Here is a 26154-nt window from a genome sequence, read left to right as displayed (position 1 = left end):
ACAGTTAACATGACCTTATCCCCTATCGCAAGACTATAGTTGCGGTAATTATTCTTCCTGCACGATGAAAATATCTTCAGATTCTTTTTTCATCAGATATTTTTCACGGGCAAACTTTTCAATAGACTCACGATCTCCAAAGAGCTCATCCCGGTCTTTCTCCACCTCCTTGATTTTCTCATCGTAATACTCCTTTTCATTTTCAAGCGAGCGTAATTTGGATCGTAGCTGGAACCGTGCAATCAGATTATTGGGATCCAGCAGCAACATCCAAAGAAAAAATACAAGGGCCGTTAGTATATAAAAATTACGAAACGGCTTTGGCAGTTTCTGAAGCATATAGAAGTTTAAAAAGTGATACTAAGATAGGAAAAAAAGTTATTCATTAATCTTTCTCCTATATCCTGGTGTGTGTATAGCGCATGTTCATCTCTTTGTGAAACGAAAAAAGCCGAAGCGTGTTGCTCCGGCCTTCCTGTACTTGCCTGTTCGCAGATTAGAATTTCTTACCAGGAAAGTATGCTACCTCACCAAGTTCTTCTTCAATGCGGATCAGTTGATTGTATTTCGCCATCCGGTCTGAACGTGAAGCCGAACCAGTTTTAATCTGGCCAGTGTTCAACGCCACCGCGAGATCAGCAATCGTGCTATCTTCAGTTTCACCTGAGCGGTGAGACATTACGCTCTTGTAAGCATTACGCTTCGCAAGATTTACGGCTGCGATTGTTTCAGTAAGTGAACCGATCTGGTTTACTTTTACCAGGATTGAGTTGGCAACACCTTTGTCGATACCGTCTTGCAGACGAGTAACGTTTGTTACAAACAAGTCGTCACCAACAAGTTGTACCTTCTTACCGATCTTGTCGGTAAGGCCTTTCCAACCTGTCCAGTCATCTTCTGCCATACCGTCTTCGATAGAGATAATCGGATACTTGGCAGCCCATGATGCCCAATAGTCAACCATTTCAGCAGAGCTTAATTTTTTACCATCGGATTTTTTAAATGTATAGGTGTTGGTGGCAGCATCGAAGAATTCAGAGCTGGCTGCATCCATAGCTATAAATATATCTTCACCTGGCTTGAAGCCTGCTTTTTCAATCGCTCTCAACACAACTTCAATCGCCTCTTCGTTCGACTTGATGTTAGGAGCAAAACCACCTTCATCACCTACGTTTGTAGACAAACCCTGATCGTGAAGAACTTTTTTCAGTGTATGGAATACTTCTGTCCCCATGCGCAATGCTTCAGAAAATGTATCAGCCTTTACTGGCATTACCATAAATTCCTGGAAGTCTATTGAGTTATCAGCATGGCTACCACCGTTCAGGATGTTCATCATCGGCACGGGCAGTGTATTGGCACTTACACCACCAATGTAGCGGTATAGCGGTATACCAGCTTCAGCAGCAGCAGCTTTAGCAATGGCCAGTGAAGTACCGAGAATAGCATTTGCTCCAAGGTTTCCTTTATTTGCTGTACCATCAAGCTCGAGCATGATCTTATCCAGCAGATTCTGATCGAACACATCAAACCCTACAATTTCAGATGCAATCTTGGTGTTCACATTTTCAACAGCCTTCAATACACCTTTACCAACATATACTTTCTTATCGCCATCACGAAGTTCAACTGCCTCATGACTCCCGGTAGAGGCACCGGATGGAACCGCAGCACGGCCAAATGCGCCAGATTCTGTTACAACATCAACTTCAACGGTAGGATTACCGCGGCTGTCAAGAATCTGCCGGGCATGAATGCTTTCAATTAAGCTCATAGTAATTTAAGATTTATTGGATTGTAGAATTTAGTCTAGTTTTATTCAGCACGCTCACGTTTACTTCTTCGCGTCTTCTTTGATCATGGCAACAAAATCATCGAAGAGGTAACGTGAATCATGAGGACCGGGTGAAGCCTCCGGGTGATATTGAACCGAGAAAGCTTTCTTATCTTTTCTGCGAATACCCATGATTGTGTTATCATTCAAATGCACGTGCGTTACTTCTACATTTGGATTTTTCTCAATGTCTTTTTCACTCACCGCGAAACCATGATTCTGAGAGGTCATTTCACCTTTACCCGTAATGAGGTTCTTTACCGGGTGATTCAACCCACGGTGACCGTGGTGCATTTTATAAGTCGATACACCCGAAGCAAGTGCCAGCAACTGGTGCCCTAAGCAGATGCCAAATACAGGCTTATCTGAGTCAAGTGTTTTGGTTACCGTCTTGATAGCATAATCCATTACCGAAGGATCGCCAGGGCCATTTGAGATAAAGTACCCGTCTGGCTTCCATGCTGCCATCTCATCAAATGAAGTCTTCGCAGGGAATACTTTGCAATAGCAACCTCTTGAAGCGAGGTTTTCTACTATGCTTTTCTTGATACCTAAATCCAGCACTGCTACCTTTATAGGAGCATCTTTATCTCCTACAAAGTATGCTTCTTTGGTCGTTACGATCGAAGACAACTCAAGACCATCCATAGACGGAACCTTTTTAATTTCCTGCATGAGCTTCTCAGGAGCAAGCTCTGACGAAATGATAGCGTTCATGGTTCCTTTGCTTCGCAGATAGCGCACCAGCATGCGCGTGTCCACATCTGCAATCCCCACAATCCCTTTCTTCTCAAGATAACCTTGCAGGCTTTCCTTTGCCGATTTACGGCTGAATTCTTTTGCAAAGTCATTCACCACCAAACCGGCAATTTGAGCGCCTACCGATTCTTGCTCCTCATCCCTGGCACCGTAATTTCCGATATGCGAAGTGGTATTAACGATGATCTGACCGTAATATGAAGGATCGGTATAGATCTCCTGGTATCCGGTCATACCGGTGTTGAAACAAATCTCTCCACCAGATGTCCCGATTTTTCCGATGGCTGTACCCTCCACCAGGAGGCCGTCTTCAAGAAGTAAATAAGCTTTTTTCTGCATTGCGGTGACAAAAATACATTAGAAATTCATGATTAAAACAGAAAGTTGCGCAAGTTCCCCTGACTGCATACTTCTCTTTCTCCAGGAAATTGCGGGCAAAAAAAAAGGATTGAACTTTCGCTCAATCCTTTTCTTGTATATGAGATTCTCAAACACTACTCTTCGCTTTTTTTAGAAGTCTTTCTGGCCTTCTTTTCTTTTACTTCTGCTACGGGAGCTTCTGAAGTTTCTATTGCTGCTGTAGTTTCAGCACCTTCTTTTTTACCTCCCCTGCGACTTCTGCGAGTCTTAGCTTTCTTCGCAGCACCATCTTTAGTGTAGAGGGTATTGAAATCTACGAGTTCGATGAGGCACATTTCTGCGTTATCACCAACACGAGTATCAGCAAGCTTAATAATGCGTGTATAACCACCTGGACGTTCAGCAATTTTACCAGCTACTTCTCCGAACAAAGTCTTTACAGATTCTTTGTTCTGAAGGTACGAGAACACCGTTCTTCTTGAATGTGTTGTGTCATCCTTAGCCTTGGTGATCAGCGGCTCTACATATTTTCTAAGCGCTTTAGCCTTAGCTACAGTCGTAGTGATCCGCTTGTTAAGGATCAACGATGAAGCCATATTTGAAAGCAAGGCTTCGCGGTGCGCTGTTTTCCTTCCTAAATGATTGACTTTCTTACCGTGTCTCATGATATATTAATCCTCATCTAATTTATACTTGCTGAGATCCATACCAAAGGTAAGGTTCTTTTCAGCTACAAGTTGTTCCAATTCTGCCAGTGACTTCTTACCGAAGTTTCTGAATTTCATCATGTCAGAAATCTCAAGCTCAACCAAGTCACCAAGTGTCTTCACATCAGCTGCTTTCAAGCAGTTGTAAGCGCGTACCGACAAATCGAGATCATGCAGCGGAGTCTTCAACAGTTTACGCATATGAAGCATCTCTTCATCTACCTGCTCTACCTCAGCATCTTTGCCAGTCTCAAGTTCCATTGACTTATCTGAGAACAATGCGAAGTGCTTAATTAGAATATAAGCAGCTCCTTCTAGTGCCTTTTCAGGGTGGATAGAACCATCTGTTTCGATATCAACCACGAGTTTTTCGTAGTCAGTCTTCTGCTCCACACGGGTATTCTCAACGCTATACTTCACGTTTTTAATAGGCGTAAAGATTGCATCGATCGGAATGAACCCGAAAACCTGTTCCGCAGGCTTATTTTCCTCCGCAGGAAGATAACCTCTTCCTTTTTCTATCGTCAATTCGATTTCGAAATGTGCAGACTCATCCAGATTGCAGATCACATGTTCCGGATTCAGAATTTCAAAAGCAGAAGTAAACTTTGCTACATCGCCAGCTTTGAACTGCTTTTGTTTCTTAATATTAACAGTGATCTTATTATCGAAGTTATCAGATACCTTTCTAAAGCGAACCATTTTCAGGTTCAGAATAATCTCCGCTACATCTTCTACTACACCTTCGATTGTTGAAAACTCATGCAATACGCCCGGTATCTTGATACCAGTGATGGCATAACCTTCCAGAGAGGACAACAAAATTCTTCTCAGCGCATTGCCAATCGTAACTCCATATCCTTTTTCCAGAGGCTTGAATGTAAAGAGTCCGTGAAAATCATCAGACTTTTCCATTACAACCTTCTCTGGCATTTGAAATGCTAATATTGACATAGTCTTAGTTGGATTAACTGTTAAAATTACTTCGAGTACAATTCAACGATCAACTGTTCGTTGATATTTTCCGGGATATCTTCACGTGGAGGTAAGTTAATGATCTTTCCCACGAATTCACTGTTATCCCACTCTAACCAGTTATATTTTTTAGCACCTTGAATTGACAGGCTGTTTGTTACTACTTCCAAAGACTTGGAACGCTCACGAACACCTACCAGATCGCCCGGCTTCAAAGAGAATGATGGTACATTTACTACTTCGCCATTTACAAGGATGTGTTTATGAAGCACAAGCTGGCGTGCAGCTCTTCTTGTAGGTGCGATGCCCAGGCGGTAAACCGTGTTGTCCAGACGTGACTCCAACAACTGAAGTAATACTTCACCCGTAACGCCTTTCTTGCGGGTTGCTACATCGAACAATTTAGCGAATTGTCTCTCCAGCAAACCGTAGATATACTTAGCTTTCTGCTTCTCAGCAAGCTGCGTAGCATATTCTGATTGCTTACGCTTCTTACCACGACCATGCTGACCAGGAGCATAGTTCTTCTTTTGCAGAGCCTTGTTATCACCTAAGATAGGCTCATTGTATCGTCTTGATATTCTAACCTTTGGGCCTGTATATCGTGCCATTCTATTTAGATTTTAACTTTAGAATTTTCAGCTCAGGATATCCTGAGCCTTCAATCCATTATCGCTTTATTATACTCTTCTTTTCTTTGGAGGACGGCAACCGTTGTGCGGAAGCGGCGTAACATCGCGGATCGCAGTGATCTCAATACCGGAGTTCTGGATCGTACGAATCGCCGACTCACGACCAGCCCCAGGACCTTTTACAAAAACTTCTACTTTGCGCAAGCCAAGTTCGAAAGCTTTGGTAGCACAGTCCTGAGCAGCTGTTTGCGCTGCATAAGGAGTGTTCTTCTTTGATCCCTTAAAGCCCATTTTACCAGCAGACGCCCAGGAAATGACCTGACCAGTTGAGTTGGTAACAGAGATGATGATGTTGTTAAAAGTAGCCCGGATATGTACCTGGCCCACAGCCTCAACATTCACTACTCTCTTTTTTGCTTTATCTTTTCTCTTTTCAGCAGTTGCCATTATTGAAAAGTTTATCTATTAACCTTTAGTTGCTTTCTTCTTATTCGCTACTGTCTTACGCTTACCCTTACGAGTACGTGCGTTATTCTTCGTAGTTTGACCACGAACAGGCAGACCTTTACGGTGACGAAGACCGCGATAGCATCCGATATCCATAAGGCGCTTAATGCTAAGCTGAATCTCAGATTTTAATACACCTTCGATTCTGTATTTTTCGGCGATGATTGCGCGAACCGCATTGGATTCATCATCATTCCATTCCTTAACCTTCTTATCCCAGTCAATGCCGGCTTCAGTAAGGATATTTTGGGCTGACCTGCGGCCAATACCAAAAATGTAAGTAAGGCTGATTTCGCCTCGCTTGTTATCAGGAATATCTACACCTGCTATACGTGCCATAGTCTATTACCCTTGTCTTTGTTTATACCTCGGATTCTTTTTGTTAATCACATACAGTTTGCCCTTGCGTCTGATGATCTTACAGTCAGCGCTACGCTTTTTTATGGATGCTTTAACTTTCATGTCGTTATCTACTTACTTGTATCTGAATACAATTCTTCCTTTTGTTAAATCATAAGGCGACATTTCCAAACGTACTTTGTCTCCTGGTAAAATCCGGATATAGTGCATTCGCATTTTTCCGGAAATATGGGCCAATACCTCGTGGCCGTTTTCGAGCTGTACCCGAAACATTGCATTCGACAATGCTTCGCTTATAGTACCATCTTGTTCAATTGACTTTTGTTTCGCCACTTATACGTATAATTTTCTTCTATATACTTGTGCGTTGTCAATATCTCCGTCCTATCTTCATGCACGGCTATTGTGTGTTCGAAGTGCGCCGAAGGTTTCCTGTCCGAAGTTCGGATGGTCCAACCATCTCGCTCCTGCACAACATTCTTTGTTCCCTGGTTAATCATGGGCTCTATTGCGAACACCATTCCCGGCACAATCTTTACTCCTTTACCGCGTTTGCCATAGTTTGGAACTTCAGGATCTTCGTGAAGTTTCTTGCCAACTCCATGACCAACCAGTTCCCTAACTACACCATATCCAAAGCTTTCTACATAACTTTGAATGGCATACGCTACGTCACCAATCCTGTTTCCTGCCTTTGCCTGCTCGATACCTCTATAAAGAGAATCGTATGTGCGTTCCAGCAATAACAAGGTTTGAGCACCTACCGCCTCCAATGGATATGTGTAAGCCGAATCACTGTGATAACCCTTATAATATACTCCACAATCTACGGAGATAATATCGGTTTCTCTCAGTTCATACGTACCCGGAAATCCATGAACCACTACATCATTTACTGAGATGCAGAGGGATGCAGGAAACCCGTTATAATTTTTAAACGAGGGAACCCCACCATTATCCCGAATGTACTCTTCGGCAACCTTGTCCAACGTTAGAGTTCTTATACCCGGCTTTATCAGCTTGGCTACTTCTCCGTGAGCCTTCCCAAGTATCTGGGCTCCTTCACGAATAATTATCAGTTCCTCTTCCGTCTTTAATTGGACCATTTAGTTTTAGGCCGCAGCAAATTGAGAACGTCCTTTCACTCTACCCGACTTCATCATACCTTCATAGTGTCTCATTAGCAGGTAACTTTCAATCTGTTGAAGTGTATCGAGTACAACCCCTACAAGAATCAACAATGAAGTACCGCCATAGAACTGTGCGAAGTTCTGACCTACACCTGCCTTTACTGCGAATGCTGGAAGCACCGCTATTGCAGCCAGGAATAAAGCGCCAGGTAACGTGATCCGTGATAACACGGTATCTATAAAATCAGCAGTTTGTTTACCAGGTTTCACACCTGGAACAAAACCACCGTTTCTTTTCAAATTATCAGCAATGTCATTTGAGTTAATCGTGATCGCCGTATAGAAAAACGTAAAGATCAGGATCATGCTCGCAAACAACACACTGTACTGCCATGAATATGGATCAGAGAAAGTAGATCCTATGTACGCACCAAGATCGCTGTCATTCCAAATTCCAGCTAGCAACGCAGGTATGAACATCAATGCCTGAGCAAAAATGATAGGCATAACACCCGCAGAATTAAGCTTCAATGGAATAAAGTCACGCTTTCCACCATATAACTTGTTGCCAATCACTTGCTTAGCGTATTGAATCGGAATTCTACGTGTTGCTTGTGTCAATGCTATTACAGCCACCACTATTCCAAACAACGCAAATATTTCAATAATGAAGATGATCGCTTTACCCGGGAACTTGTCCGCTACTTCAGAGAAGATTGCAAGCGGTAATCTTGATACTATACCAATCATTATCAGCATAGATATACCATTACCGATACCTTTGTCCGTAATACGCTCACCCAACCACATGCAGAACATTGTTCCTGAAATAATCAGAGCAAGTGAAGTAACATAGAACATAGTACCAGGAGTTGTTATAACCGCAGGGTCAATTGTGCCCTTCAGATAACTATATCCCTGGAATACTGTAATAACAATCGTCAATACACGGGTAAGTTGATTCAATCTCTTACGACCAGACTCTCCTTCCTTCTGCAGTTTCTGAAAATACGGTACAGCAAAAGTCAAAAGCTGTACAATAATCGAAGCTGAAATGTAGGGCATAATTCCCAACGCAAAAATGGATGCGTTGTTGAATGCACCTCCCAGAAATGTATTGAGGTATCCAAGGATTCCACTTGTGTTTCGGCTAGGATCCAACAAGTTTGGATCGATACCAGGCAATACAATAAAAGACCCAAGTCTGAAGATAATCAGGAATCCGATAGTGTTCAGAATCCTGACTCTTAGGTCTTCAATTGAAAAGATGTTCTTTATGGTCTGAAAGAATCGCTTCATTACTTAACCGTTGTGGCTGTTCCACCTACTTTTTCAATTGCTTGTGTAGCAGATGCTGAGAACGCATGTGCCTCAACATTTACTTTGGCTTTCAACTCGCCTCTTCCTAATACCTTTACTTTATCATTCTTACCAACCACACCATTCTCTACCAATACCTGTAAAGTAAGTGCATTAGCTTTTATTTTCTCGGCAAGACCTTCGATTACATCGAGGTTGACTGCTTTGAAATATTCCTTATTATTATTCTTGAAACCGAATTTAGGAACGCGGCGCTGAAGTGGCATCTGTCCACCTTCAAAACCAGCTTTCTTTGCATATCCGGATCTTGATTGTGCTCCCTTGTGACCACGGCCTGCCGTGCTACCACCTGATCCCTGACCACGGCCAAGTCTCTTGTTTGTCTTTGTAGAACCTTCAGCAGGTTTGAGTGTGTGCAACTTCATCTTACAATTCTTTTACGGTAATCAAATGATTCACTTTAGCAATCATACCGGCAATTTGAGGAGTTAACTCTACCTCTACCGTTTTATTGATTCTACCAAGACCTAACGCCTTTATAGTACGTTGTTGAGTCTCAGGTCTTTTAATGATACTTCTAGTCTGAATGATCTGTACTTTTCCCATGTCGCTTAACCGTTAAACACTTTCGACAATGAAACTCCTCTGTTTTTGGCAACAGTATACGCATCACGCATGCTGGTAAGGGCCTTGAAAGTAGCTTTTACCACGTTGTGCGGATTGGATGATCCTTTTGACTTTGCCAATACGTTATGCACACCAGCACTTTCCAATACCGCGCGCATCGCACCACCTGCTATAACACCTGTACCAGGTGACGCTGGCTTCAGCAGAACATATCCGCCACCGAATTTGCCCAGTGATTCATGCGGAACTGTGCCTTTAATAATTGGCACTTTCACCAAGTGCTTCTTAGCATCGTCTATACCTTTTGTAATGGCATCTGTTACTTCATTGGCTTTACCAAGTCCATAACCTACTACTCCATTGCCATCACCTACTACAACGATCGCTGCGAAGCTGAATCTGCGACCACCTTTTACCACTTTTGCAACACGCTCAATGGCTACTACGCGCTCTTTCAGATCGATCTCGCTGGCTTTAACTGTGCTGATATTGCTTACTGACATATTTCAGTTCTTAGAATTTTAATCCACCTTCTCTGGCACCCTCTGCCAAAGCTTTAATATTTCCATGATACAGGTACCCGTTACGATCAAATACGATTGACTGTACTCCTGTAGCGATAGCCTTTTCAGCGATCTTCTTGCCTACATTCTTAGAGCTCTCAACATTAAGGCTTGTCTTCTCGCCCAATTCTGAGGTAGAAGCTGAAGCCACTGTAACTCCTTTTGAGTCATCAATAATCTGAACATACAAACCACGATTACTTCTGAATACAGATAATCTTGGTCTATCTGAAGTACCACTGATCTTCTTACGAACACCAGCTTTTATTCTTGTGCGTCTTTCTTGATTCTTGCCTGCCATAGCTTTATCGTCTCTATGATGCGATTTTTATCTTAATTACTTAGCAGCAGCTTTACCAGCTTTTCTGCGAACAAACTCACCAGTGAAGCGAATACCTTTCCCTTTGTACGGCTCAACTTTACGAAGTGACTTAATTTTAGCGGCAACCTGTCCAATTAGTTGCTTATCAATACCTTCCAGAATGATAGTAGGGTTTTGACCTTTTTCCTGTATAGCTTGTACCTTAATTTCTGAAGGAACAGCAAGGAAAACGTTGTGAGAATATCCCAAGCTGAGCTCAAGCACATTAGATTGTGCTGTTGCTTTATAACCTACACCCACTAACTCAAGCTGATGCTTATATCCTTTTGATACACCTTCTACCATGTTGGCAATCAAGGCTCGGTATAATCCGTGCATTGATTTATGGCGCTTCTGTTCAGTAGGACGGGTAACAGATATTTCTCCGTTCTCTTGTTTTATTGTAAAATCAGGGTCGATCGCCTGATGTAATTCACCTTTAGGTCCTTTAACGCTTACTTTGTGATTAGCAAAGTTGAACGTAACACCTGCAGGAATTGAAACTGGTTTATTACCTATACGTGACATTGCTTCTCTTTATTAATAAACGTAGCACAATACTTCACCACCAACATTCAGCGTACGAGCTTCTTTGTCAGTTATCACTCCTTTCGAAGTCGAAAGGATGGCAACACCTAAGCCGTTCATAACACGTGGCAGAGAACTTGTATTAACATACGTTCTCAAACCTGGCGTGCTGATACGCTCAAGTTTTGTAATTGCTGATTGCTTTGTTTCAGGATTGTATTTAAGTGCAATCTTGATGTTTCCTTGCCTGTCAGCAACATCCTCAAATTTGTAATTAAGGATATAACCCTTATCAAAAAGAACCTTTGTGATTTCCTTCTTGAGGTTGGATGCAGGGATTTCCACTACGCGGTGATTCGCCTTTATGGCATTGCGCAACCGGGTTAAGTAATCTGCTATCGGATCAGTCATTTTATTCGTCCTTTTATATTAAAAAGCAAGCCCGCGTTTTTTAAACCGGGCTGCAAAGATATATAACAATTTATATTATCCAAAACTGTCATCTGGTTTCATCCCAATCTTCTCAGGAGACCTTGATACTCAGCACCGTATGTTTAGTATTTAATCTCGGACGTTGGGCTATTTCAATCGCCTGAGAAGTGTGGCCGTGAAGAAACGTGTGTGAACGATGGTATTAAATTACCAGCTTGCTTTTGTCAGTCCAGGAATTTTGCCTGCTGAAGCCATTTCGCGGAAGACGTTACGACAAACACCGAACTTGCCAATGTATCCTTTCGGACGGCCAGTGAGTTTGCAACGATTCTTCAAACGAACTGGTGATGCATTGCGTGGCAATTTATCCAACGCTACATAGTCACCAGCTTCTTTCAGAGCTTTACGCTTTGCTGCATACGTTGCAACGAGCTTCTCTCTCTTTGTTTGTCTTGCTATTACTGATAATTTAGCCATGCTTGTAATTAGTTTTTGTTAGCAAAGGGCATTCCGAACGCCTTCAGAAGCTCAAAGCTTTCTTCATCTGTCTGAGCAGTGGTAACGAACGTGATGTCCATACCGCTGATCTTCGTTACCTTATCAATTGATATCTCCGGGAAGATAATCTGTTCCTTAACACCAAGTGTATAGTTACCACGACCATCAAATCCTTTATTGTTAACACCTTTGAAATCGCGTACACGAGGCAACGCGATGCTCATCAGTCTGTCAAGGAATTCATACATTTTATCACCACGTAGTGTTACACGAACACCGATTGGCATATTCTCCCTCAACTTGAAGTTAGAGATTGCTTTCTTGGATTTTGTAGAAACTGCCTTTTGACCAGTGATATTGGTAATCTCTTCGATTGCCACATCAATCAGCTTCTTATCCGTCACCGCTACACCCATACCTTTATTGATACAGATCTTCTCGATACGAGGAACCTGCATGATGGATGAATATTCGAATTTCTGCTTTAATGCAGGGACAATTTCCTTCGCGTACTTGTCCTTTAATCTTGGAGTAGCCATTATTTAATAAATTCTCCTGTTTTCTTAGAATATCTCTTCAGCTGACCTTTATCATCAAGCTTACGACCAACACGGGTTAATTTCCCGCTGGCCGGATCAATCAGTTGTAAATTACTGATGTGAATGGAAGCCTCTGTTTTTTTGATACCACCTTCCGGCTTACCAGCTGATGGTTTGGTATGCTTTGTTATGATATTGATACCTTCTACTACTGCTCTGTTCTTGGAGAGAAGTACTTCGAGTACCGCGCCTTCCTTACCTTTATCATCACCGGCGATAACTCTAACTTTATCACCTTTGCGAATGCCCAATTTAGGCTGTTTGTTATACTTTCTTTCCATGGCTTAAATAACTTCTGGGGCCAATGAAACAATTTTCATAAACTGCTTCTCGCGGAGTTCGCGGGCTACAGGACCGAATATACGCGTACCGCGTGGTTCATCCTGTGCGTTCAACAGAACGGCAGCATTATCTTCAAAGCGGATATAAGATCCGTCTTTTCTTCTCACCTCTTTTGTTGTTCTTACAACAACAGCTTTGGTCACGGTTCCTTTTTTAACCTGGCTGCTAGGCAGAGCAGACTTTACAGTAACCACGATCTTATCGCCCACAGAAGCGTAACGTCTACCTGTACCGCCAAGCACGTGCATACAAAGAACTTCCTTTGCTCCACTGTTATCTGCTACGGTAAGTCTGGATTCGGTGCGTATCATATCTTTATTTCTTCAGTTCTCTTTTATCCTTAAAGCTTCAGGTTCAGCTGATTGGTTATTTCGCTTTCTCAACGATTTCAACCAATCTCCAGCGCTTGTCTTTGCTCAGCGGACGAGTTTCCATGATACGTACGGTATCGCCGATACCAGCCGTATTTTCTTCGTCATGAGCCTTGAACTTGGTAGTTCTGTTCACAAATTTACCATAGATCGGGTGCTTCACTTTTCTGTCGACAGCTACCGTGATGGTCTTTTGCATTTTATTGCTAACTACCTTGCCGATCCTTTCTTTGCGTTCGTTACGTTCCATAACGTTAATCGTTATTCGTTATAATTAATTTGCGGCCTTTTGTTTTGCTGTCAACTCCGTGCTGAGGCGTGCAATCAGCTTACGTGTATCTTTCAGTTTCATCGGATTTTCAACGGATGAAATCTGATGAGCAAACTGCAGCTTGCGCAGCGCTTCTTTTTCAGCACCGATCTTTTCTTTCAGTTCGGCTACAGTCAATCCTTTGATTTCTGTTGTTTTCATAGCGCTTATTGTTCTATGTAATCCGGTCTAACAGTAAATTTCGTTTTGATCGGCAATTTACCTTCTGCCAATTTCAAAGCTTCCTTCGCGGTTGCCATGTTAACACCACCAGCCTCAAACAAAATAGTACCTGGCTTGATAACGGCTACCCAATATTCCGGAGCACCTTTCCCTTTACCCATACGAACCTCAGCAGGCTTACGGGTTACTGGTTTATCGGGGAAGATACGGATCCACACCTGTCCTTCGCGCTTCATGGCACGAGTAACTGCGATACGAGCCGCCTCCAATTGGCGCGCTGTTATCCATCCTCCTTCTAAAGATTTCAATGCAAATGAACCGAATGCTATTGAGTGACCTCTGGTAGCCATTCCTTTAACACGGCCTTTCTGCGTTTTTCTGAATTTCGTTCGTTTAGGCTGTAACATTGTTACGGGCTTTAATGCGTTGTTACTTTATATTAACCGTTTCTTCTTTCACCTCGGCCGCGGTTATCACCACCACGTCTTCCACCATCGCGTTTATTATCACCGCCTCTTCTGCGGCCGCCTCTATCTCCACCACGCTCATTGCGATCGCCTCTGCCTCCGCGGTGTTCGCCACCACCTTGTTGACCAGATGTGCTAGCCAAGCCTACGTTTGGTGACAGATCACGTTTTCCATAGATCTCGCCTTTAAAGATCCACACTTTAATACCGATCTTTCCGTATACGGTCAGCGCTTCAGAGTGAGCATAGTCGATATCAGCACGAAGTGTGTGCAAAGGAATACGTCCTTCTTTGTACTGCTCAGTACGCGCCATATCAGCACCAGCCAAACGACCCGATACTTTTACTTTGATACCTTCAGCACCAACACGCATTGCTGAAGCAATTGCCTGTTTCATGGCGCGCTTATAAGAAATACGAGCTTCGATCTGCTGAGCGATAGATTCACCTACAAGTTTCGCATCCAATTCAGGACGCTTAATCTCGAAGATGTTGATCTGAACATCCTTGTTCGTGATCTTCTTCAACTCTTCCTTGATCTTATCTACTTCGCCACCACCTTTACCAATTACAACGCCTGGACGAGCAGTGTGAATGGTTAGCGTGATGCGCTTTAATGTTCTTTCAATAACAACTTTAGCAATTCCGCCTTTCGGAATACGAGCCTGAACGTACTCTCTGATTTTCTGGTCTTCAACGAGTTTATCAGAGAAGGTTTTGCCACCGTACCAGTTGCTATCCCAACCACGAACGATGCCTAAGCGCAGGCTTACCGGATTAATTTTTTGTCCCATTATTCCTTCGTTTCTTTTTCAGTTGCTACTACTTCAGCACCAGTTTTTTTGAAGCTGTCTACGATCAGCGTAACATGATTTGAACGCTTTCTTACGCGGTGAGCTCTTCCTTGTGGTGCAGGTCTTAATCTTTTCAGGATGCGACCGCCATCAACAAAGATGTCTTTTACATACAGATCAGCTTCTTCAAGCTTTACATCTGTGTGTTTCGCTTCCCAGCTGGAGATTGCAGACAACAGAAGTTTTTCCAACTTCGGTGCTCCAATCTTAGGCTCATACTTTAAAATGTTAAGAGCCTTATTTACGCGCTCACCTCGGATCAGGTCAGCAATTAATCTCATCTTACGCGGAGATGTCGGTACATTTTTCAATTTAGCCAAAGAAGGTCCTGTCTTAGCAGCTTCTTTCCTGGCATCACGCTTTTCGCGCTTTAATACCGAACGCTTTGTTTTTTTCGCTACAGCTTCCATGATTACTTAGCGTTATCTTTCTTATTTCCTGAATGTCCGCGGAATGTACGTGTAGGAGCAAACTCACCGAGTTTATGACCTACCATGTTTTCCGTTACATATACCGGAATGAATTTATTTCCATTGTGAACAGCAAACGTATTTCCGATTAACTCGGGCGTTACGGTTGATCTTCTGGACCAAGTCTTAATAACAGACTTCTTGCCTGATTTTTCCATTGCTTCTACTTTCTTGAGAAGACGGAAGTCACAATACGGTCCCTTCTTAATCGAGCGTCCCATTATTTTTTCCTTCTAGATATAATTAAATTATCAGAATACTTCTTCGGATGACGGGTCTTCTTACCCTTTGTGTAAAGACCTTTGCGTGAACGAGGGTGACCTCCAGATGCACGACCTTCACCACCACCCATCGGGTGATCAACTGGGTTCATCGCTACAGCACGTGTGCGTGGGCGAATACCTCTCCAACGGCTACGACCTGCCTTACCTACGCTCTCATTCATGTGATCTGCGTTTGACGTAGCTCCGATTGTTGCCATGCAAACATCAAGTACGTTACGCATTTCACCCGAAGGCATTTTCAACGTTGCCAATCCGTTTTCACGAGCCAGCAATTGAACAAATGATCCGGCTGAGCGGGCTATTGCACCACCTTTGCCTGGCTTCATTTCCACATTGTGGATGATCGTACCAAGAGGAATTTTAGCCAGAGGAAGTGCGTTTCCTACTTCCGGTGCTACATCAGCACCTGAAACAAGCTGTTGTCCTACTTTCAATCCTTCCGGAGCGATTATATATGACTTGGAACCATCTACATAATACAGAAGAGCAATGCGGGCAGAACGGGTTGGATCGTATTCAATAGACTTCACAGTAGCAGGAACACCTGTCTTATTACGTTTAAAGTCTATCTCACGGATTTTTTGTTTATGACCACCACCGATATAGCGCATCGTCATACGACCATTGCTATTTCTACCGCCTGATTTCTTTACAGTTTTTACCAGTGACTTCTCAGGCTTCGATGCAGTAATATCATCGAATGAAGGCGCGAGTCTATGACGCGTACCTGCAGTTACTGGTTTTAATTTCTTCAACGCCATTGCTCAAAAATTATACGTTGCTATAAAAATCAATTACTTCACCTTGTGCCAGAGTCACAACAGCTTTTTTGTATCCAGGTCTGCGACCTGAAAGGATACCTGTTTTGGTATAGCGGGTTTTCTTTTTACCCATTACGTTGATTGTATTTACTTTTTCAACGTTTACGCCATACTGTTTCTCAACGGCTTTCTTGATCTCAACCTTGTTCGCATCGGCATCAACGATGAAACCGTATTTGCCTTTTTCGTTCAAAGCGGAAACTTTCTCCGTTACTAATGGTTGCTTCAGGATACTCATTATGCTTTATTTAATAGGTTCTCAACTTTAGTTACAGAACTCTCTACAAAGATCACGTTATCAGCATTCATCACATCGTATGTGTTGATCTGATCAGCCGTTGTAACTTTTGTATTCTGGATATTTCTTCCTGACAGAACGATGTTCTTGTTAACTTCAGGGAGAACGAGTAACGTCTTCTTGTCGCTCAGAGAAAGAGCATTTAATAAAGAAAGGAATTGCTTGGTCTTAGGAGACTCAAATGAGAAGTCTTCGAGAATAGCAATTGAGTTATCTTTTGCTTTGTAAGACAGGGCTGATTTACGAGCCAAGTCTTTCACTTTCTTATTCAGTTTGAAAGAATAGTCACGGGGAGTAGGACCAAAAACACGTCCACCACCTTTAAATTGAGGGTTCTTAATGTTACCCGCACGAGCGCCCCCTGTACCTTTCTGTTTCTTCAATTTCTTAGAAGAACCAGATATTTCGTTACGCTGCTTTGACTTGTGCGTGCCTTGACGTTGATTAGCTAGGAAGCTTTTTACGTCCAGGTAAATGGCGTGGTCGTTCGGCTCGATGCCAAACACATCAGCAGAAAGAGTAACTTTCTTAGAAGTTGATTTACCACTATTATTTAATACTGCTACTTCCATTATTTCTGAAGGATTACAGTTGAATTCTTAGCTCCTGGAAGGGAACCACTGATTACGATCAAATTCTGATCTGCTATGATCTTTACCACCTGAAGGTTGGTAAGTTTTACACGATCGTTACCCATACGGCCAGCAAGACGCTTGCCTTTTGGTACACGTGATGCGAAAGACGCGTTACCCATTGAACCGGGAGCACGAAGTCTGTTGTGTTGACCGTGAGTCTGTCCGCCTACACCGGCAAAGTTGTGGCGCTTTACAACACCTTGAAAACCACGACCTTTAGAAGTACCAATGGCATCAATGAAATCACCTTCAACGAAGATGTCCTGAATACGGATCTCTTTGCCAAGCTCAACTAAGTTGTCGAACTCTGTTTTGAAATCGCGGAACTCAGCTACATCTCGCTTTGGAGTTGTGTTCGCTTTCTTGAAGTGGCCGATAGCCGCCTTCGTAGTGTTCTTTTCTTTTTTCTCACCAAAAGCGAGTTGTACGGCACGATATCCGTCTGTCTCTTCGCTTTTGACCTGTGTTACGACACAGGGACCAGCCTCGATCACTGTGCAGGCTATATTCTCGCCCTCAGGGCCGAATATGCTAGTCATTCCTATTTTCTTTCCTATAATGCCAGGCATGGTTGAAACCTTTTAATGCTTGTTTTTCAGGACTTTTTGCATGTCAGGTATACTCGGGGTAGACTCTTTCTGCAAAAAGGACTGCAAAGATAGGAACTAAAGGATAGTTACCAAATGTGGGTTTCAAAATTTTCCAGAAAATCTACTGGTAACAGGCTTACAGATGCCGTTTTGTTGCTTTCTGGCTTTTATAACTGGTCGTTTTGTTAATACATTCAAGAAGTGCTTTTTCATTGTATTCGCGAAAATTTCGAAATTTTATTCGCCTATTGGCAATAAAAGACATTGAACAGAAAACTTTTGATCGCAAGAGTTCACGATCTAATGGCAGTAACCAATCTCGTAGTATCAAAAACAAATTTAATTTTGATTCCTGATCAGGCTTTTGAAATGAAGCCACGACAATACAGGATTTTCATGAATAATAATCGCTGGCTGCTTCTTCCTTTTTTATTGATTCTGTTATTCGGCCTTAACCTTTCACTTGGCAGTGTACATATTCCTTTTCGCGAGATCATTTCAATTCTTACCGGGCATGAAGGCGGGGAGCCTGTGTGGAGTGACATTGTCTGGAATTTTCGATTGACAAAAGCGCTCACCTGTATGCTGGCAGGTGGAGCACTGGCCTTGGCCGGGCTTCAGATGCAAACGCTCTTCAGAAATGCACTGGCAGGCCCGGATGTACTGGGACTCACATCGGGGGCCAGTCTTGCAGTGTCTTTGATTTTTATGAGCCCGGCAGCTGGTTTACAGTTTCTTACTACGCCCAATCCCTGGACAATAGCCATTGCTGCTACATTCGGGTGTACGGGAGTTTTCCTGATCATGCTGGCCATTGCGCGAAAGCTGCTTGACAATGTTTCTCTTCTTATTGTAGGATTAATGATTGGGGCCGGCACATCTTCGGTTGTAAGCGTGCTTCAGTACATAAGTCGTGCGGAAGAAATGCAGACGTATCTAATCTGGACATTCGGAAGTCTGGGTGGGTTGAACTGGACAGAACTTACTGTATTAGCCGTTGTATTGTTCTGCGGAGCAGCCATCGCTATCGGCTCCTCCAAATCACTAAATGCCTGGTTGCTGGGGGATAACTATGCCGTTAGTATTGGTATCGATATTAAACGCTCGCGGTTCTGGATTATACTTTCTGCGAGTATATTAACCGGCGGAGTTACGGCATTTTGTGGTCCTATTGCCTTTGTTGGATTGGCGGTGCCCCATCTTGTAAAACTTCTAATATCCACCAGTAATCACAAAATACTAATTCCGATGGTAATGACGGGAGGCGCTGCATTGATGCTCTTCTGTGATATACTCTCGCAGCTGCCGGGTAATACGCAAGTGCTTCCTATTAATGCTATTACTGCCCTTATTGGAGCTCCCGTTGTTATCGGAGTAATTATGCGCCATTCAAGACTAAGACCATGAGTAATCCTGCCAAGAAAATATTGTTGTCAACAGATGGTCTGGCTGTGGGCTATGCAGGTTTTAACGAAGCACTTTTCGAGAATCTGAATCTCAACTTGCATAGCGGAGATCTGGTATGCTTTATGGGCCCGAATGGTGTTGGTAAATCGACATTAATACGAACGCTGGCCGGCTTGCAAAAAGAGCTTCGGGGAACGATTGATCTGAAGGCAGATCGATATCGGGAGGTTGCCGTTGTATTGACGGATAAGATCAATGCCTCCAATATGTCAGTCTATGAGTTGATCTCGTTTGGGCGCTACCCTTACCTTGATTGGAGTATACAACTGAGAGAAGAAGATCGAAACATTATTGACGAAGCCATTCGCCAGGTTCGAATTGAATCACTTGTTTCCAGGAAGCTCCATCAACTCAGTGATGGGCAGCTTCAACTGGTGATGATTGCCCGTGCGCTCGCCCAATCAACACCGATTATTTTGCTGGATGAACCTACCGCACACCTCGATCTGAACAACCGCGTAGAAATCATGCGGTTGTTGCGTGATCTGGCTAGACGGACACAACGTGCTATTCTGGTTGCCACGCATGAGCTTGACCTCGCTTTGCAAACAGCAGACTATATCTGGCTTACTGGGCTTCACCATAATATCATTACAGGTATTCCCGAAGACCTGGTATTGAATGGCACTTTCGATAACATTTTTCAATTCAAAGGATTTGATTTGAAAACGGGCAAGGTAACGCACGAAGCGCACCGCGGAAAAACGATTCAACTGGAGGGAGGCGGATCAGAATATTTGTGGACTAAAAATGCACTAGAGCGGAACGGCTTTGCCATCTCCTCCCCCGCTGATATCTTGGTTAAAATCGAAAATGAAACAAATCAACTCATGTGGGCGGTGAATGGTCAGCGATTCGATTCTCTTCAGGGTTTACTGAAATATTTGTGTGATTGATTCTCTTCTCCTGTCTTAAGATTAGATTCCCAAAGTCCGTCATAGTAAGGTGAATACTTTTTATTCGTCCAGCCAACACGAATGCCTCTGGCTTTTAAAGCCTTGAAAAGATCTTCGAACAATGGCCCCTTATTATCGAAGTAATCGTAGTCGAGACCGAAACAGTAGAAGCGTAACGCTTTGCTGTTTGATATCTCTATCCATTTATAGTCGAATGGGAAAAACAAATGCATTGTCCAGCGTACCGCGGTTCTTACTATACGGATCTTGATCTCTTTTCCTGCCGTCTCTGTCCAGTCGTGCCTAAATAAAACCTGCCTCACTTGTCGCAACGGAATAGCACTGTGCGTTCGAAAGAAAAGCACACGGTTCTGAATCACCACCGAATCTTCCGTAAGAATAAAATCATGATTGGTAATGCCGAGGTATATATATACCAGTACCAGGTAAATAACAGCTCCTACAATGATCACGCTCTTCTCTACTGATGGCAGGCTGAATCCATTGATTAGATACGTAGCCGAAACAAGAACAAATACAATTTGAGCGTGGCTTGTAAATATATTCGCAAGCGCCCGGGTCAGGCTGCTTTCAAATCGCGTCATATTCCTTGGTTCCTCTCCACGCATCTATACTCTCAATTTCCGATTCTTGCCTCGCTTTACTCCACCCATTGCTCCCTGAAGAGCGGATTTAACCCAGTAATTGAAAATTGCCTTGTGCCTGATCCGTAGTTGGGTTACGGAGGCCGTTGCATTCTCTTTACTGTTCTTCACAATAATACCATCTGCGAGGAATGTGAGCAATTCACTGCCCAGTGTTTTTTTATCCGGCTCGTTGCGGTTCAGAATTTCAAGATGCAAATTTCCATAGCTTATGGATGCTGTACCGTTTGCTTCATCTGCGTTTGCGATAACCTGCAGTTCGTAATCTTTCAAGACTCCCGATTTTACCTGCACTGACGCTAGCGGCACCAGCGCACGATTAAGCTTGATCAGGTTCAAATCGCGAACACGAACATGTAAGAGAAACGAAGCTGTATCGAGCGATTGATACTTTACTTCCATTAAACCTTCTCCATACAACGTACTGGTAGCGCTCAATGCAAGTGTACGATTGGCACTGAACTTGCCAATGGCGTTAATATCTTCCAGCATCACCACACCTGCATTTCCTGTTTTCTCTGATATCTCGGTGTACAGAATCTTTCCCTTTTTCAAATCGACCGAGCTTAACTTTACAAAGGCTGGTAATTTTAGCAATCCTTCGAGCGTAACAGGCTTCTCTTTCACCGGAAGATCGGGCATGCGCTTGTCGCGATGTATATCGAAGTCGAACTTATCGACTGACACTGCTACATCTTTCATAACCTGTGACTCGATAAAGTCTTCGCTTGAAAAGCCCTGCAGGGTAACACCAAGAAAGTTTGCATGAATGATATCGTCTTCAAAACGATTGGATGACAGCCACTCCGGCCTGGGATGCACCGCAATTGAATCCATGCGAAGCACATTATCTTTCAACGCGACATTATATATACCTATAATCATGCGATAGGTTTCTGAACGGATCGAGGCGCAATTGAGGATACCCTTGCGCGTGTCCGCTTCCAGCTTGCCAAAAGATATAGTCTTATTCTTGCTCCAGGTAACTATACCGGGATGCAGTACAAAATGCTTTACCACCGCGAGCGACAGTTCTTTGCTGTCGGGGGCTTTGGCGCGAGCTGTTTTACTCTCAGGCAATGTAATCGCAGGACTATATATTTCCAGCCTGTCAACGGAGGGGGCATCATCTGCAGCCAGTTCTGTATGATGTAACGTGGCGCGCTCACAAGTAAACACAGGATCATTGTTCAGGACGACATTCATCGTTTTTGCCTGCACATTTTCAATCGACCAAAAGTGCTGTTCGGGATTGATGTTTTGCAATGCAATCCGATCCGACTCTACCTTTACATTGTTTTGTATAAACACAAAATTGTTGGCTTCTATTTTTTCAGGATAACCAAGTACTACCATTCGCGCAGTTGCTAACAGACCTGGCTTTGAGAAATTTACTGTCGACAAGTTGCCACGAAGCGTTTCCAGCTTGAATTTATCTTTTTCTGCGATCACATTCCGCATTACCACATCTTTGCCTGAACAGGCTATCTGAATTTCTTTTTTCTGCAAAGAAACATTGAGATGATTAATCGCGATCTCGTCAACCATGCCCAGGGAAAGCGCAGTTTCTACCCGTTCAAGTTTACTCACACCATGAGTGGGAAGTCTGCCCTCCAGCGCAAGGGTGTTTATTTGCAGCGACTGCCAATGACGATAATTTTTTTGAATAGGCGCGGTTCCATACATATTTGCCTTGACGTTGCCGGCACGAACGTGAAGACTATCTTTATATACTTCGATCTCTGTTGCATAGAAAGACTGTCCATCATACGCAAGTCCTTTTAGTCGTGATTCAAAATGTTTGGATGCATGTTTTATATATGCATGCTGAAAATGGATATTATCGATAGTATACTGAATCTCTCCGCTTACACTTTGTTTAAGATCGTGAGCGGTTACCGAAAGTTTATTTACCCGAATGGTTCGTGCTGAATCGGCATAGTTTACGTTGACATTTCGCAAGGCGAGTGAGCGCACGTTTATATCGCTTGCATCTCCTGTATCCTGAGCTCGTTTTTTGAATCGCTCCGGTGTTATATGAATATCGGCATTCTCAAGGGCCAGCGCATCTGCATGAAACTTCTTATCGAATAAAAATGTAAGGAGGTTGAAATATTTCAGTTTGAGCTTGCCGCATTTGGCAATCGTGGATTGACTGACGGAATCGTACAACACTACATCGGTTATGGTAAGGTCGCGATGCTTATCAAACAATATGGCATCGCAGTTAAAAGAGAAATTCCTGCGCAACGCAATGGCTGTGCGATCGAGGCCGATCTCCAGTTCTCCTACCTGAAAGGCGCTGCTATCGCGAACAACTTTAAAAGCATATACTTTAAAATTAACGTGTGGCAGCTCGATCTTTACAGAGTCGCGATCTTTTTGCACGATGAGGTGAACCCGTGCATCGCGCACCACAGTGCTATCTACAGAACACTCTCCTATTGCCTGCTTCAATATCCGCGTAAGCAAATCGCGGTCTTTAATTTTTGTGGTATCGCGTTTCAGCTTAAACTCTGCTACAACATTGGGCTGGTCGAGCTCTGCACGTTTTATAGCATAGCGCTGGTTCTCGTATAGATCTTTATAGTCAAGCTTCTGCAGCAATAAAGATTTACCCGATACTTCTACGCGCGATTGCGATACCGTATCGAGCGATGCAAACCGGAAATCAGTAAACAATAAATGATGCTGCCTGAAGTTAAATTCTATACCGGAAAAATTAAGTGATGCTTTCGGAAATGCGAGTTGCTGCCCGCCTACTTTCAACTGAAGCTGACTGTTATCGGTAAGTCGCTGTATGTTCCAATGCTCTACTAACAGATCGATCAATCCAAGCCGCAGCGTTCCTTTCATCAGGTTTTTCATTCCTACGGTTGCCTTGCGGATTGACAGCGACTGTATATCGAACCTGCCTAACAGCGATTCAATGGCGGGGTATAATTTCACCATCTGATAGGTGAGGTTGGCGTTAACGATCTTCGCGGAGCTGCGCTGTTGCGCCTCTATCTCGATCTGGGGTTCGTCAATGATGAGGCTTTGAATGTCAAACCTGCGCACCATCGACATGGATGCAAGTGATCCAAACCTGATCTTCATATAGGGGATGCTCACTTTGCGAATGCCGCGTGCCGGTGCTGCCGATGTTCTGCGAATCACAACATCTTCCAAGGTAAAGGTGAGCGCAAACATATCGATGGAAGAATGACCAACCGAGAGAGCATACAGGCCATCTGTTTTCGAATCTACCAAGTCAGACAAAGCGCGCTTGAATCCATAGAGCTTTGCATACACCAGGATGCCAAACAGGATGATGAGCGGGATCATCGCTATGAGGATGCGTATCACTATTTTCCGCGAAGACTTTTTCAAAGGCATCAACTGTTAGCGTATGTCCGAATATAAAGAACCGGATGGGTAAATAAAATGAGGGATCGTCTTGTAACAGACAACGTTCCTGTCGCTCGCATCACATGCAACATCCACATTATTTTATAAGAAATGAAATTTAGCAAAGATTTTACAATCGTTTGCAATAAACTCTTGTAAGTTCTTATACAGATTTATGAATCTCTATCCGATCTGTTTATTAGTTTGTGTTTTCTTTTTTCAGAACCACCCCTATGATCAAGCTGAACGAATTATTCCCCTATCAATTTGACAAGAAATACGCGAAGCCGGTTGCTTACTTCTCCATGGAGTTTGCTGTAGACCAGCCTTTGAAGATATACAGTGGCGGGCTCGGCTTCCTGGCCGGCTCACATCTGCGCAGTGCATATGAGCTCAGGCAAAATATGATTGGTATTGGTATACTTTGGAAGAAAGGATACTACGACCAGGAGCGAAATCAGGATCAAACGCTACGGGTAAATTTCCGCGATAAGGATTATTTTTTTCTCACTGATACCAATATCGTTTTTCCTATTACGATCCATGGCTCGCGGGTGTTTGTGAAAGTATATTTATTGAAGCCTGACGTATTCCACACAGCACCGTTGTTCCTGCTTTCAACCGATATACAGGAAAACGACTACCTGGCACAAACGATCAGCCACCGTTTATACGATCCGAACGAAACCACACGCATTGCGCAGTCTATACTCCTGGGTACCGGTGGTGCAAAGCTGCTGGATATACTGGGACGTGCAACTGAAATATACCACATGAACGAAGGGCATGCGCTGCCGCTGTGCTTCTACCTGCTGGATAAATACAAGAACCTGGAAGAAGTAAGGAAACGCGTTGTGTTTACAACACATACTCCCGAGAAGGCCGGTAACGAAGAACACAGTGTACCTTTGCTCAATAGCATGAGCTTCTTTAATGGCCTTACGTTAAAGCAGGTAGACGAATATGTGCATCCGGAGAATGGTGTGCTGAATTATACACTTACCGCGCTGCGTCTTTCAAAACGCGCCAACGGTGTGTCGCAATTGCATGGTGAAGTATCCCGGAAAATGTGGGGCGGTTACAAGGGCATCTGTGAAATTACTGCCATTACAAATGCCCAAAACAAAACGTATTGGCTGGATGAAGGACTGGGTGAGGCATTGGAGAAAGAAGATGATCAGGCGCTGGTAAAACGTAAGAAGGAATTAAAATATAAATTGTTCCGCACGGTGGCTAATCAGACCGGCAAACTGTTCAATGAAAATGTACTCACGCTCGTATGGGCGAGACGCTTTGCCGCATATAAACGCGCTAATTTATTGATGGCCGATTACAATCGTTTTTTGCGCATTGCGCAGAATACGAAATATCCGATACAGATTATCTGGGCAGGTAAACCTTACCCGGAGGATTATGGTGCGATCAACATCTTTAATGAGATATACTGGAAGACCCGCGATTTGCCTAACTGTACCGTTGTAACAGGTTATGAGCTCTGGCTCTCCGGACATTTAAAGAAGGGTTCTGACTTGTGGCTGAATAACCCGAGACTGTATCATGAAGCTTCTGGAACCTCGGGCATGACGGCTGCAATGAATGGTTCCATTAACGTTTCTATACCGGACGGCTGGGTTCCTGAATTTGCCAAGCCGGGTAAAAATGCTTTCATCATCGATACAGCCAACGATCAACTCACGCAGGATTCTAAAGATAAAATAGAAGCCACTGCCTTACTCGATTTGTTAGAGAATGAAATTATACCAATGTACTACGAGGATCCAACTCGTTGGTTAAACATTATGAAAACAAGTATGCGCGATGTATTGCCTTTCTTCGATTCGGGCAGAATGGCGGATGAGTATTACGGCAACCTGTATAAATAGTTAACGGATATTAGTTACAGGTTAATCGTTATTAGT

Annotated in this window: 37 protein-coding genes; 3 read left to right on the top strand and 34 right to left on the bottom strand. The window is 43.4% G+C overall.

What is annotated here, in order from left to right:
* Positions 1 to 48 precede the first annotated feature (48 nt).
* The 32 genes from V7Q33_RS14045 to rplC form a co-directional block, all read right to left on the bottom strand.
* Complete coding sequence (locus V7Q33_RS14045; protein WP_331979767.1) at positions 49 to 339, bottom strand: FtsB family cell division protein; 291 nt, start codon at positions 337 to 339, stop codon at positions 49 to 51.
* 157 nt (positions 340 to 496) lie between these two features.
* On the bottom strand, positions 497 to 1774 hold the full coding sequence (gene eno / locus V7Q33_RS14040; protein ID WP_333820226.1) for a phosphopyruvate hydratase: 1278 nt from the start codon (positions 1772 to 1774) through the stop codon (positions 497 to 499).
* 60 nt (positions 1775 to 1834) lie between these two features.
* Entirely contained in the window at positions 1835 to 2932 is a 1098-nt protein-coding gene (carA, locus tag V7Q33_RS14035) for a glutamine-hydrolyzing carbamoyl-phosphate synthase small subunit (RefSeq protein WP_331979763.1), read from the bottom strand.
* Between the two features lie 155 nt (positions 2933 to 3087).
* Positions 3088 to 3618 carry a 50S ribosomal protein L17 gene (rplQ, locus tag V7Q33_RS14030; RefSeq protein ID WP_331979761.1) on the bottom strand — a complete coding sequence of 177 codons (531 nt, stop codon included), beginning with the start codon at positions 3616 to 3618 and terminating at the stop codon, positions 3088 to 3090.
* 6 nt (positions 3619 to 3624) lie between these two features.
* Positions 3625 to 4614: a DNA-directed RNA polymerase subunit alpha gene (locus V7Q33_RS14025; protein ID WP_331979759.1), complete on the bottom strand. Its 990-nt coding sequence runs from the start codon at positions 4612 to 4614 to the stop codon at positions 3625 to 3627.
* Positions 4615 to 4640: 26 nt separating this feature from the next.
* Positions 4641 to 5246, bottom strand: coding sequence for a 30S ribosomal protein S4 (gene rpsD / locus V7Q33_RS14020; protein WP_331979757.1), 606 nt, complete (start codon positions 5244 to 5246; stop codon positions 4641 to 4643).
* Between the two features lie 69 nt (positions 5247 to 5315).
* A complete protein-coding gene (rpsK, locus tag V7Q33_RS14015; RefSeq protein WP_331979755.1) occupies positions 5316 to 5714 on the bottom strand; it encodes a 30S ribosomal protein S11 in 399 nt (132 codons plus the stop codon).
* 18 nt (positions 5715 to 5732) lie between these two features.
* Positions 5733 to 6113: a 30S ribosomal protein S13 gene (rpsM, locus tag V7Q33_RS14010; protein ID WP_331979753.1), complete on the bottom strand. Its 381-nt coding sequence runs from the start codon at positions 6111 to 6113 to the stop codon at positions 5733 to 5735.
* A 6-nt stretch (positions 6114 to 6119) separates the two neighbouring features.
* The gene (gene ykgO / locus V7Q33_RS14005) at positions 6120 to 6236 is read right to left on the bottom strand and encodes a type B 50S ribosomal protein L36 (RefSeq protein WP_079690082.1); all 117 of its coding nucleotides are present in this window, start codon (positions 6234 to 6236) and stop codon (positions 6120 to 6122) included.
* Between the two features lie 12 nt (positions 6237 to 6248).
* Positions 6249 to 6467, bottom strand: coding sequence for a translation initiation factor IF-1 (gene infA / locus V7Q33_RS14000; protein ID WP_331979749.1), 219 nt, complete (start codon positions 6465 to 6467; stop codon positions 6249 to 6251).
* Entirely contained in the window at positions 6428 to 7240 is an 813-nt protein-coding gene (gene map, locus V7Q33_RS13995) for a type I methionyl aminopeptidase (protein ID WP_333820225.1), read from the bottom strand. The genes infA and map overlap by 40 nt, the downstream gene beginning before the upstream one ends.
* 6 nt (positions 7241 to 7246) lie before the next feature.
* A complete protein-coding gene (secY, locus tag V7Q33_RS13990; RefSeq protein ID WP_331979745.1) occupies positions 7247 to 8563 on the bottom strand; it encodes a preprotein translocase subunit SecY in 1317 nt (438 codons plus the stop codon).
* Entirely contained in the window at positions 8563 to 9009 is a 447-nt protein-coding gene (gene rplO, locus V7Q33_RS13985; protein ID WP_331979743.1) for a 50S ribosomal protein L15, read from the bottom strand. The genes secY and rplO overlap by 1 nt, the downstream gene beginning before the upstream one ends.
* A gap of 1 nt (position 9010) precedes the next feature.
* Positions 9011 to 9190: a 50S ribosomal protein L30 gene (gene rpmD, locus V7Q33_RS13980; RefSeq protein ID WP_331979741.1), complete on the bottom strand. Its 180-nt coding sequence runs from the start codon at positions 9188 to 9190 to the stop codon at positions 9011 to 9013.
* A gap of 5 nt (positions 9191 to 9195) precedes the next feature.
* Positions 9196 to 9714, bottom strand: a complete 519-nt coding sequence (gene rpsE / locus V7Q33_RS13975; RefSeq protein ID WP_331979739.1) for a 30S ribosomal protein S5 — start codon at positions 9712 to 9714, stop codon at positions 9196 to 9198.
* Between the two features lie 10 nt (positions 9715 to 9724).
* On the bottom strand, positions 9725 to 10075 hold the full coding sequence (gene rplR, locus V7Q33_RS13970; protein WP_331979737.1) for a 50S ribosomal protein L18: 351 nt from the start codon (positions 10073 to 10075) through the stop codon (positions 9725 to 9727).
* A 36-nt stretch (positions 10076 to 10111) separates the two neighbouring features.
* Positions 10112 to 10663: a 50S ribosomal protein L6 gene (rplF, locus tag V7Q33_RS13965; RefSeq protein ID WP_331979735.1), complete on the bottom strand. Its 552-nt coding sequence runs from the start codon at positions 10661 to 10663 to the stop codon at positions 10112 to 10114.
* A gap of 12 nt (positions 10664 to 10675) precedes the next feature.
* Positions 10676 to 11074, bottom strand: coding sequence for a 30S ribosomal protein S8 (rpsH, locus tag V7Q33_RS13960; protein ID WP_331979733.1), 399 nt, complete (start codon positions 11072 to 11074; stop codon positions 10676 to 10678).
* Positions 11075 to 11302: 228 nt separating this feature from the next.
* Positions 11303 to 11572 carry a 30S ribosomal protein S14 gene (gene rpsN / locus V7Q33_RS13955; protein ID WP_079690073.1) on the bottom strand — a complete coding sequence of 90 codons (270 nt, stop codon included), beginning with the start codon at positions 11570 to 11572 and terminating at the stop codon, positions 11303 to 11305.
* An 8-nt stretch (positions 11573 to 11580) separates the two neighbouring features.
* Positions 11581 to 12132: a 50S ribosomal protein L5 gene (rplE, locus tag V7Q33_RS13950; protein WP_331979731.1), complete on the bottom strand. Its 552-nt coding sequence runs from the start codon at positions 12130 to 12132 to the stop codon at positions 11581 to 11583.
* Positions 12132 to 12473 carry a 50S ribosomal protein L24 gene (gene rplX / locus V7Q33_RS13945; RefSeq protein WP_331979729.1) on the bottom strand — a complete coding sequence of 114 codons (342 nt, stop codon included), beginning with the start codon at positions 12471 to 12473 and terminating at the stop codon, positions 12132 to 12134. Before rplX ends, rplE begins: the two co-directional genes overlap by 1 nt.
* 3 nt (positions 12474 to 12476) lie before the next feature.
* Positions 12477 to 12845, bottom strand: coding sequence for a 50S ribosomal protein L14 (gene rplN / locus V7Q33_RS13940; RefSeq protein WP_079690070.1), 369 nt, complete (start codon positions 12843 to 12845; stop codon positions 12477 to 12479).
* A gap of 55 nt (positions 12846 to 12900) precedes the next feature.
* The gene (gene rpsQ, locus V7Q33_RS13935) at positions 12901 to 13155 is read right to left on the bottom strand and encodes a 30S ribosomal protein S17 (protein ID WP_331979725.1); all 255 of its coding nucleotides are present in this window, start codon (positions 13153 to 13155) and stop codon (positions 12901 to 12903) included.
* Positions 13156 to 13179: 24 nt separating this feature from the next.
* On the bottom strand, positions 13180 to 13377 hold the full coding sequence (rpmC, locus tag V7Q33_RS13930; RefSeq protein WP_331979723.1) for a 50S ribosomal protein L29: 198 nt from the start codon (positions 13375 to 13377) through the stop codon (positions 13180 to 13182).
* 5 nt (positions 13378 to 13382) lie between these two features.
* Positions 13383 to 13805, bottom strand: coding sequence for a 50S ribosomal protein L16 (gene rplP, locus V7Q33_RS13925; RefSeq protein ID WP_331979721.1), 423 nt, complete (start codon positions 13803 to 13805; stop codon positions 13383 to 13385).
* 32 nt (positions 13806 to 13837) lie between these two features.
* Positions 13838 to 14659, bottom strand: coding sequence for a 30S ribosomal protein S3 (gene rpsC / locus V7Q33_RS13920; protein WP_331979720.1), 822 nt, complete (start codon positions 14657 to 14659; stop codon positions 13838 to 13840).
* Positions 14659 to 15129 (bottom strand): 50S ribosomal protein L22, encoded by a 471-nt coding sequence (gene rplV / locus V7Q33_RS13915; protein WP_331979718.1) that lies wholly within the window; start codon positions 15127 to 15129, stop codon positions 14659 to 14661. Before rplV ends, rpsC begins: the two co-directional genes overlap by 1 nt.
* Before the next feature lie 2 nt (positions 15130 to 15131).
* Positions 15132 to 15410, bottom strand: a complete 279-nt coding sequence (gene rpsS, locus V7Q33_RS13910) for a 30S ribosomal protein S19 (protein ID WP_331979716.1) — start codon at positions 15408 to 15410, stop codon at positions 15132 to 15134.
* On the bottom strand, positions 15410 to 16234 hold the full coding sequence (gene rplB, locus V7Q33_RS13905; protein ID WP_331979714.1) for a 50S ribosomal protein L2: 825 nt from the start codon (positions 16232 to 16234) through the stop codon (positions 15410 to 15412). The genes rpsS and rplB overlap by 1 nt, the downstream gene beginning before the upstream one ends.
* 10 nt (positions 16235 to 16244) lie before the next feature.
* The gene (rplW, locus tag V7Q33_RS13900) at positions 16245 to 16532 is read right to left on the bottom strand and encodes a 50S ribosomal protein L23 (protein ID WP_331970120.1); all 288 of its coding nucleotides are present in this window, start codon (positions 16530 to 16532) and stop codon (positions 16245 to 16247) included.
* Positions 16532 to 17164: a 50S ribosomal protein L4 gene (gene rplD / locus V7Q33_RS13895; RefSeq protein ID WP_331979712.1), complete on the bottom strand. Its 633-nt coding sequence runs from the start codon at positions 17162 to 17164 to the stop codon at positions 16532 to 16534. Before rplD ends, rplW begins: the two co-directional genes overlap by 1 nt.
* Positions 17164 to 17796, bottom strand: coding sequence for a 50S ribosomal protein L3 (gene rplC, locus V7Q33_RS13890; RefSeq protein WP_333820224.1), 633 nt, complete (start codon positions 17794 to 17796; stop codon positions 17164 to 17166). Before rplC ends, rplD begins: the two co-directional genes overlap by 1 nt.
* A 417-nt stretch (positions 17797 to 18213) precedes the next feature.
* Here rplC and V7Q33_RS13885 point away from each other — a divergent pair, with 417 nt between their 5' ends.
* Positions 18214 to 19224, top strand: a complete 1011-nt coding sequence (locus V7Q33_RS13885; RefSeq protein ID WP_333820223.1) for an iron ABC transporter permease — start codon at positions 18214 to 18216, stop codon at positions 19222 to 19224.
* Positions 19221 to 20180, top strand: a complete 960-nt coding sequence (locus V7Q33_RS13880) for an ABC transporter ATP-binding protein (protein ID WP_333820222.1) — start codon at positions 19221 to 19223, stop codon at positions 20178 to 20180. The genes V7Q33_RS13885 and V7Q33_RS13880 overlap by 4 nt, the downstream gene beginning before the upstream one ends.
* Here V7Q33_RS13880 and V7Q33_RS13875 read toward each other — a convergent pair.
* Positions 20150 to 20785 carry a hypothetical protein gene (locus V7Q33_RS13875; protein WP_331979926.1) on the bottom strand — a complete coding sequence of 212 codons (636 nt, stop codon included), beginning with the start codon at positions 20783 to 20785 and terminating at the stop codon, positions 20150 to 20152. The two genes, V7Q33_RS13880 and V7Q33_RS13875, sit on opposite strands and share 31 nt — an antisense overlap.
* A 24-nt stretch (positions 20786 to 20809) precedes the next feature.
* Positions 20810 to 24217 carry a hypothetical protein gene (locus tag V7Q33_RS13870; protein ID WP_333820221.1) on the bottom strand — a complete coding sequence of 1136 codons (3408 nt, stop codon included), beginning with the start codon at positions 24215 to 24217 and terminating at the stop codon, positions 20810 to 20812.
* Positions 24218 to 24468: 251 nt separating this feature from the next.
* On the opposite strand from V7Q33_RS13870, the gene glgP reads away from it, so the two are divergent.
* Positions 24469 to 26118, top strand: coding sequence for an alpha-glucan family phosphorylase (glgP, locus tag V7Q33_RS13865; RefSeq protein WP_331979923.1), 1650 nt, complete (start codon positions 24469 to 24471; stop codon positions 26116 to 26118).
* Positions 26119 to 26154: the final 36 nt, after the last annotated feature.

Source organism: Ohtaekwangia sp., assembly GCF_036786105.1.
Classification (GTDB): Bacteria; Bacteroidota; Bacteroidia; order Cytophagales; family Cyclobacteriaceae; genus Ohtaekwangia.
This window is presented reverse-complemented; position numbering and strand designations above follow the sequence as displayed.

Excerpts from the sequence above, each read along its gene's own strand:
- V7Q33_RS14045 (WP_331979767.1), bottom strand. The coding sequence starts at position 339 with ATGCTTCAGAAACTGCCAAAGCCGTTTCGTAATTTTTATATACTAACG.
- eno (WP_333820226.1), bottom strand. The coding sequence starts at position 1,774 with ATGAGCTTAATTGAAAGCATTCATGCCCGGCAGATTCTTGACAGCCGC.
- carA (WP_331979763.1), bottom strand. The coding sequence starts at position 2,932 with ATGCAGAAAAAAGCTTATTTACTTCTTGAAGACGGCCTCCTGGTGGAG.
- rplQ (WP_331979761.1), bottom strand. The coding sequence starts at position 3,618 with ATGAGACACGGTAAGAAAGTCAATCATTTAGGAAGGAAAACAGCGCAC.
- V7Q33_RS14025 (WP_331979759.1), bottom strand. The coding sequence starts at position 4,614 with ATGTCAATATTAGCATTTCAAATGCCAGAGAAGGTTGTAATGGAAAAG.
- rpsD (WP_331979757.1), bottom strand. The coding sequence starts at position 5,246 with ATGGCACGATATACAGGCCCAAAGGTTAGAATATCAAGACGATACAAT.
- rpsK (WP_331979755.1), bottom strand. The coding sequence starts at position 5,714 with ATGGCAACTGCTGAAAAGAGAAAAGATAAAGCAAAAAAGAGAGTAGTG.
- rpsM (WP_331979753.1), bottom strand. The coding sequence starts at position 6,113 with ATGGCACGTATAGCAGGTGTAGATATTCCTGATAACAAGCGAGGCGAA.
- ykgO (WP_079690082.1), bottom strand. The coding sequence starts at position 6,236 with ATGAAAGTTAAAGCATCCATAAAAAAGCGTAGCGCTGACTGTAAGATC.
- map (WP_333820225.1), bottom strand. The coding sequence starts at position 7,240 with ATGGTCCAATTAAAGACGGAAGAGGAACTGATAATTATTCGTGAAGGA.
- secY (WP_331979745.1), bottom strand. The coding sequence starts at position 8,563 with ATGAAGCGATTCTTTCAGACCATAAAGAACATCTTTTCAATTGAAGAC.
- rplO (WP_331979743.1), bottom strand. The coding sequence starts at position 9,009 with ATGAAGTTGCACACACTCAAACCTGCTGAAGGTTCTACAAAGACAAAC.
- rpmD (WP_331979741.1), bottom strand. The coding sequence starts at position 9,190 with ATGGGAAAAGTACAGATCATTCAGACTAGAAGTATCATTAAAAGACCT.
- rpsE (WP_331979739.1), bottom strand. The coding sequence starts at position 9,714 with ATGTCAGTAAGCAATATCAGCACAGTTAAAGCCAGCGAGATCGATCTG.
- rplR (WP_331979737.1), bottom strand. The coding sequence starts at position 10,075 with ATGGCAGGCAAGAATCAAGAAAGACGCACAAGAATAAAAGCTGGTGTT.
- rplF (WP_331979735.1), bottom strand. The coding sequence starts at position 10,663 with ATGTCACGTATAGGTAATAAACCAGTTTCAATTCCTGCAGGTGTTACG.
- rpsH (WP_331979733.1), bottom strand. The coding sequence starts at position 11,074 with ATGACTGATCCGATAGCAGATTACTTAACCCGGTTGCGCAATGCCATA.
- rpsN (WP_079690073.1), bottom strand. The coding sequence starts at position 11,572 with ATGGCTAAATTATCAGTAATAGCAAGACAAACAAAGAGAGAGAAGCTC.
- rplE (WP_331979731.1), bottom strand. The coding sequence starts at position 12,132 with ATGGCTACTCCAAGATTAAAGGACAAGTACGCGAAGGAAATTGTCCCT.
- rplX (WP_331979729.1), bottom strand. The coding sequence starts at position 12,473 with ATGGAAAGAAAGTATAACAAACAGCCTAAATTGGGCATTCGCAAAGGT.
- rplN (WP_079690070.1), bottom strand. The coding sequence starts at position 12,845 with ATGATACGCACCGAATCCAGACTTACCGTAGCAGATAACAGTGGAGCA.
- rpsQ (WP_331979725.1), bottom strand. The coding sequence starts at position 13,155 with ATGGAACGTAACGAACGCAAAGAAAGGATCGGCAAGGTAGTTAGCAAT.
- rpmC (WP_331979723.1), bottom strand. The coding sequence starts at position 13,377 with ATGAAAACAACAGAAATCAAAGGATTGACTGTAGCCGAACTGAAAGAA.
- rplP (WP_331979721.1), bottom strand. The coding sequence starts at position 13,805 with ATGTTACAGCCTAAACGAACGAAATTCAGAAAAACGCAGAAAGGCCGT.
- rpsC (WP_331979720.1), bottom strand. The coding sequence starts at position 14,659 with ATGGGACAAAAAATTAATCCGGTAAGCCTGCGCTTAGGCATCGTTCGT.
- rplV (WP_331979718.1), bottom strand. The coding sequence starts at position 15,129 with ATGGAAGCTGTAGCGAAAAAAACAAAGCGTTCGGTATTAAAGCGCGAA.
- rpsS (WP_331979716.1), bottom strand. The coding sequence starts at position 15,410 with ATGGGACGCTCGATTAAGAAGGGACCGTATTGTGACTTCCGTCTTCTC.
- rplB (WP_331979714.1), bottom strand. The coding sequence starts at position 16,234 with ATGGCGTTGAAGAAATTAAAACCAGTAACTGCAGGTACGCGTCATAGA.
- rplW (WP_331970120.1), bottom strand. The coding sequence starts at position 16,532 with ATGAGTATCCTGAAGCAACCATTAGTAACGGAGAAAGTTTCCGCTTTG.
- rplD (WP_331979712.1), bottom strand. The coding sequence starts at position 17,164 with ATGGAAGTAGCAGTATTAAATAATAGTGGTAAATCAACTTCTAAGAAA.
- rplC (WP_333820224.1), bottom strand. The coding sequence starts at position 17,796 with ATGCCTGGCATTATAGGAAAGAAAATAGGAATGACTAGCATATTCGGC.
- V7Q33_RS13885 (WP_333820223.1), top strand. The coding sequence starts at position 18,214 with ATGAATAATAATCGCTGGCTGCTTCTTCCTTTTTTATTGATTCTGTTA.
- V7Q33_RS13880 (WP_333820222.1), top strand. The coding sequence starts at position 19,221 with ATGAGTAATCCTGCCAAGAAAATATTGTTGTCAACAGATGGTCTGGCT.
- V7Q33_RS13875 (WP_331979926.1), bottom strand. The coding sequence starts at position 20,785 with ATGACGCGATTTGAAAGCAGCCTGACCCGGGCGCTTGCGAATATATTT.
- glgP (WP_331979923.1), top strand. The coding sequence starts at position 24,469 with ATGATCAAGCTGAACGAATTATTCCCCTATCAATTTGACAAGAAATAC.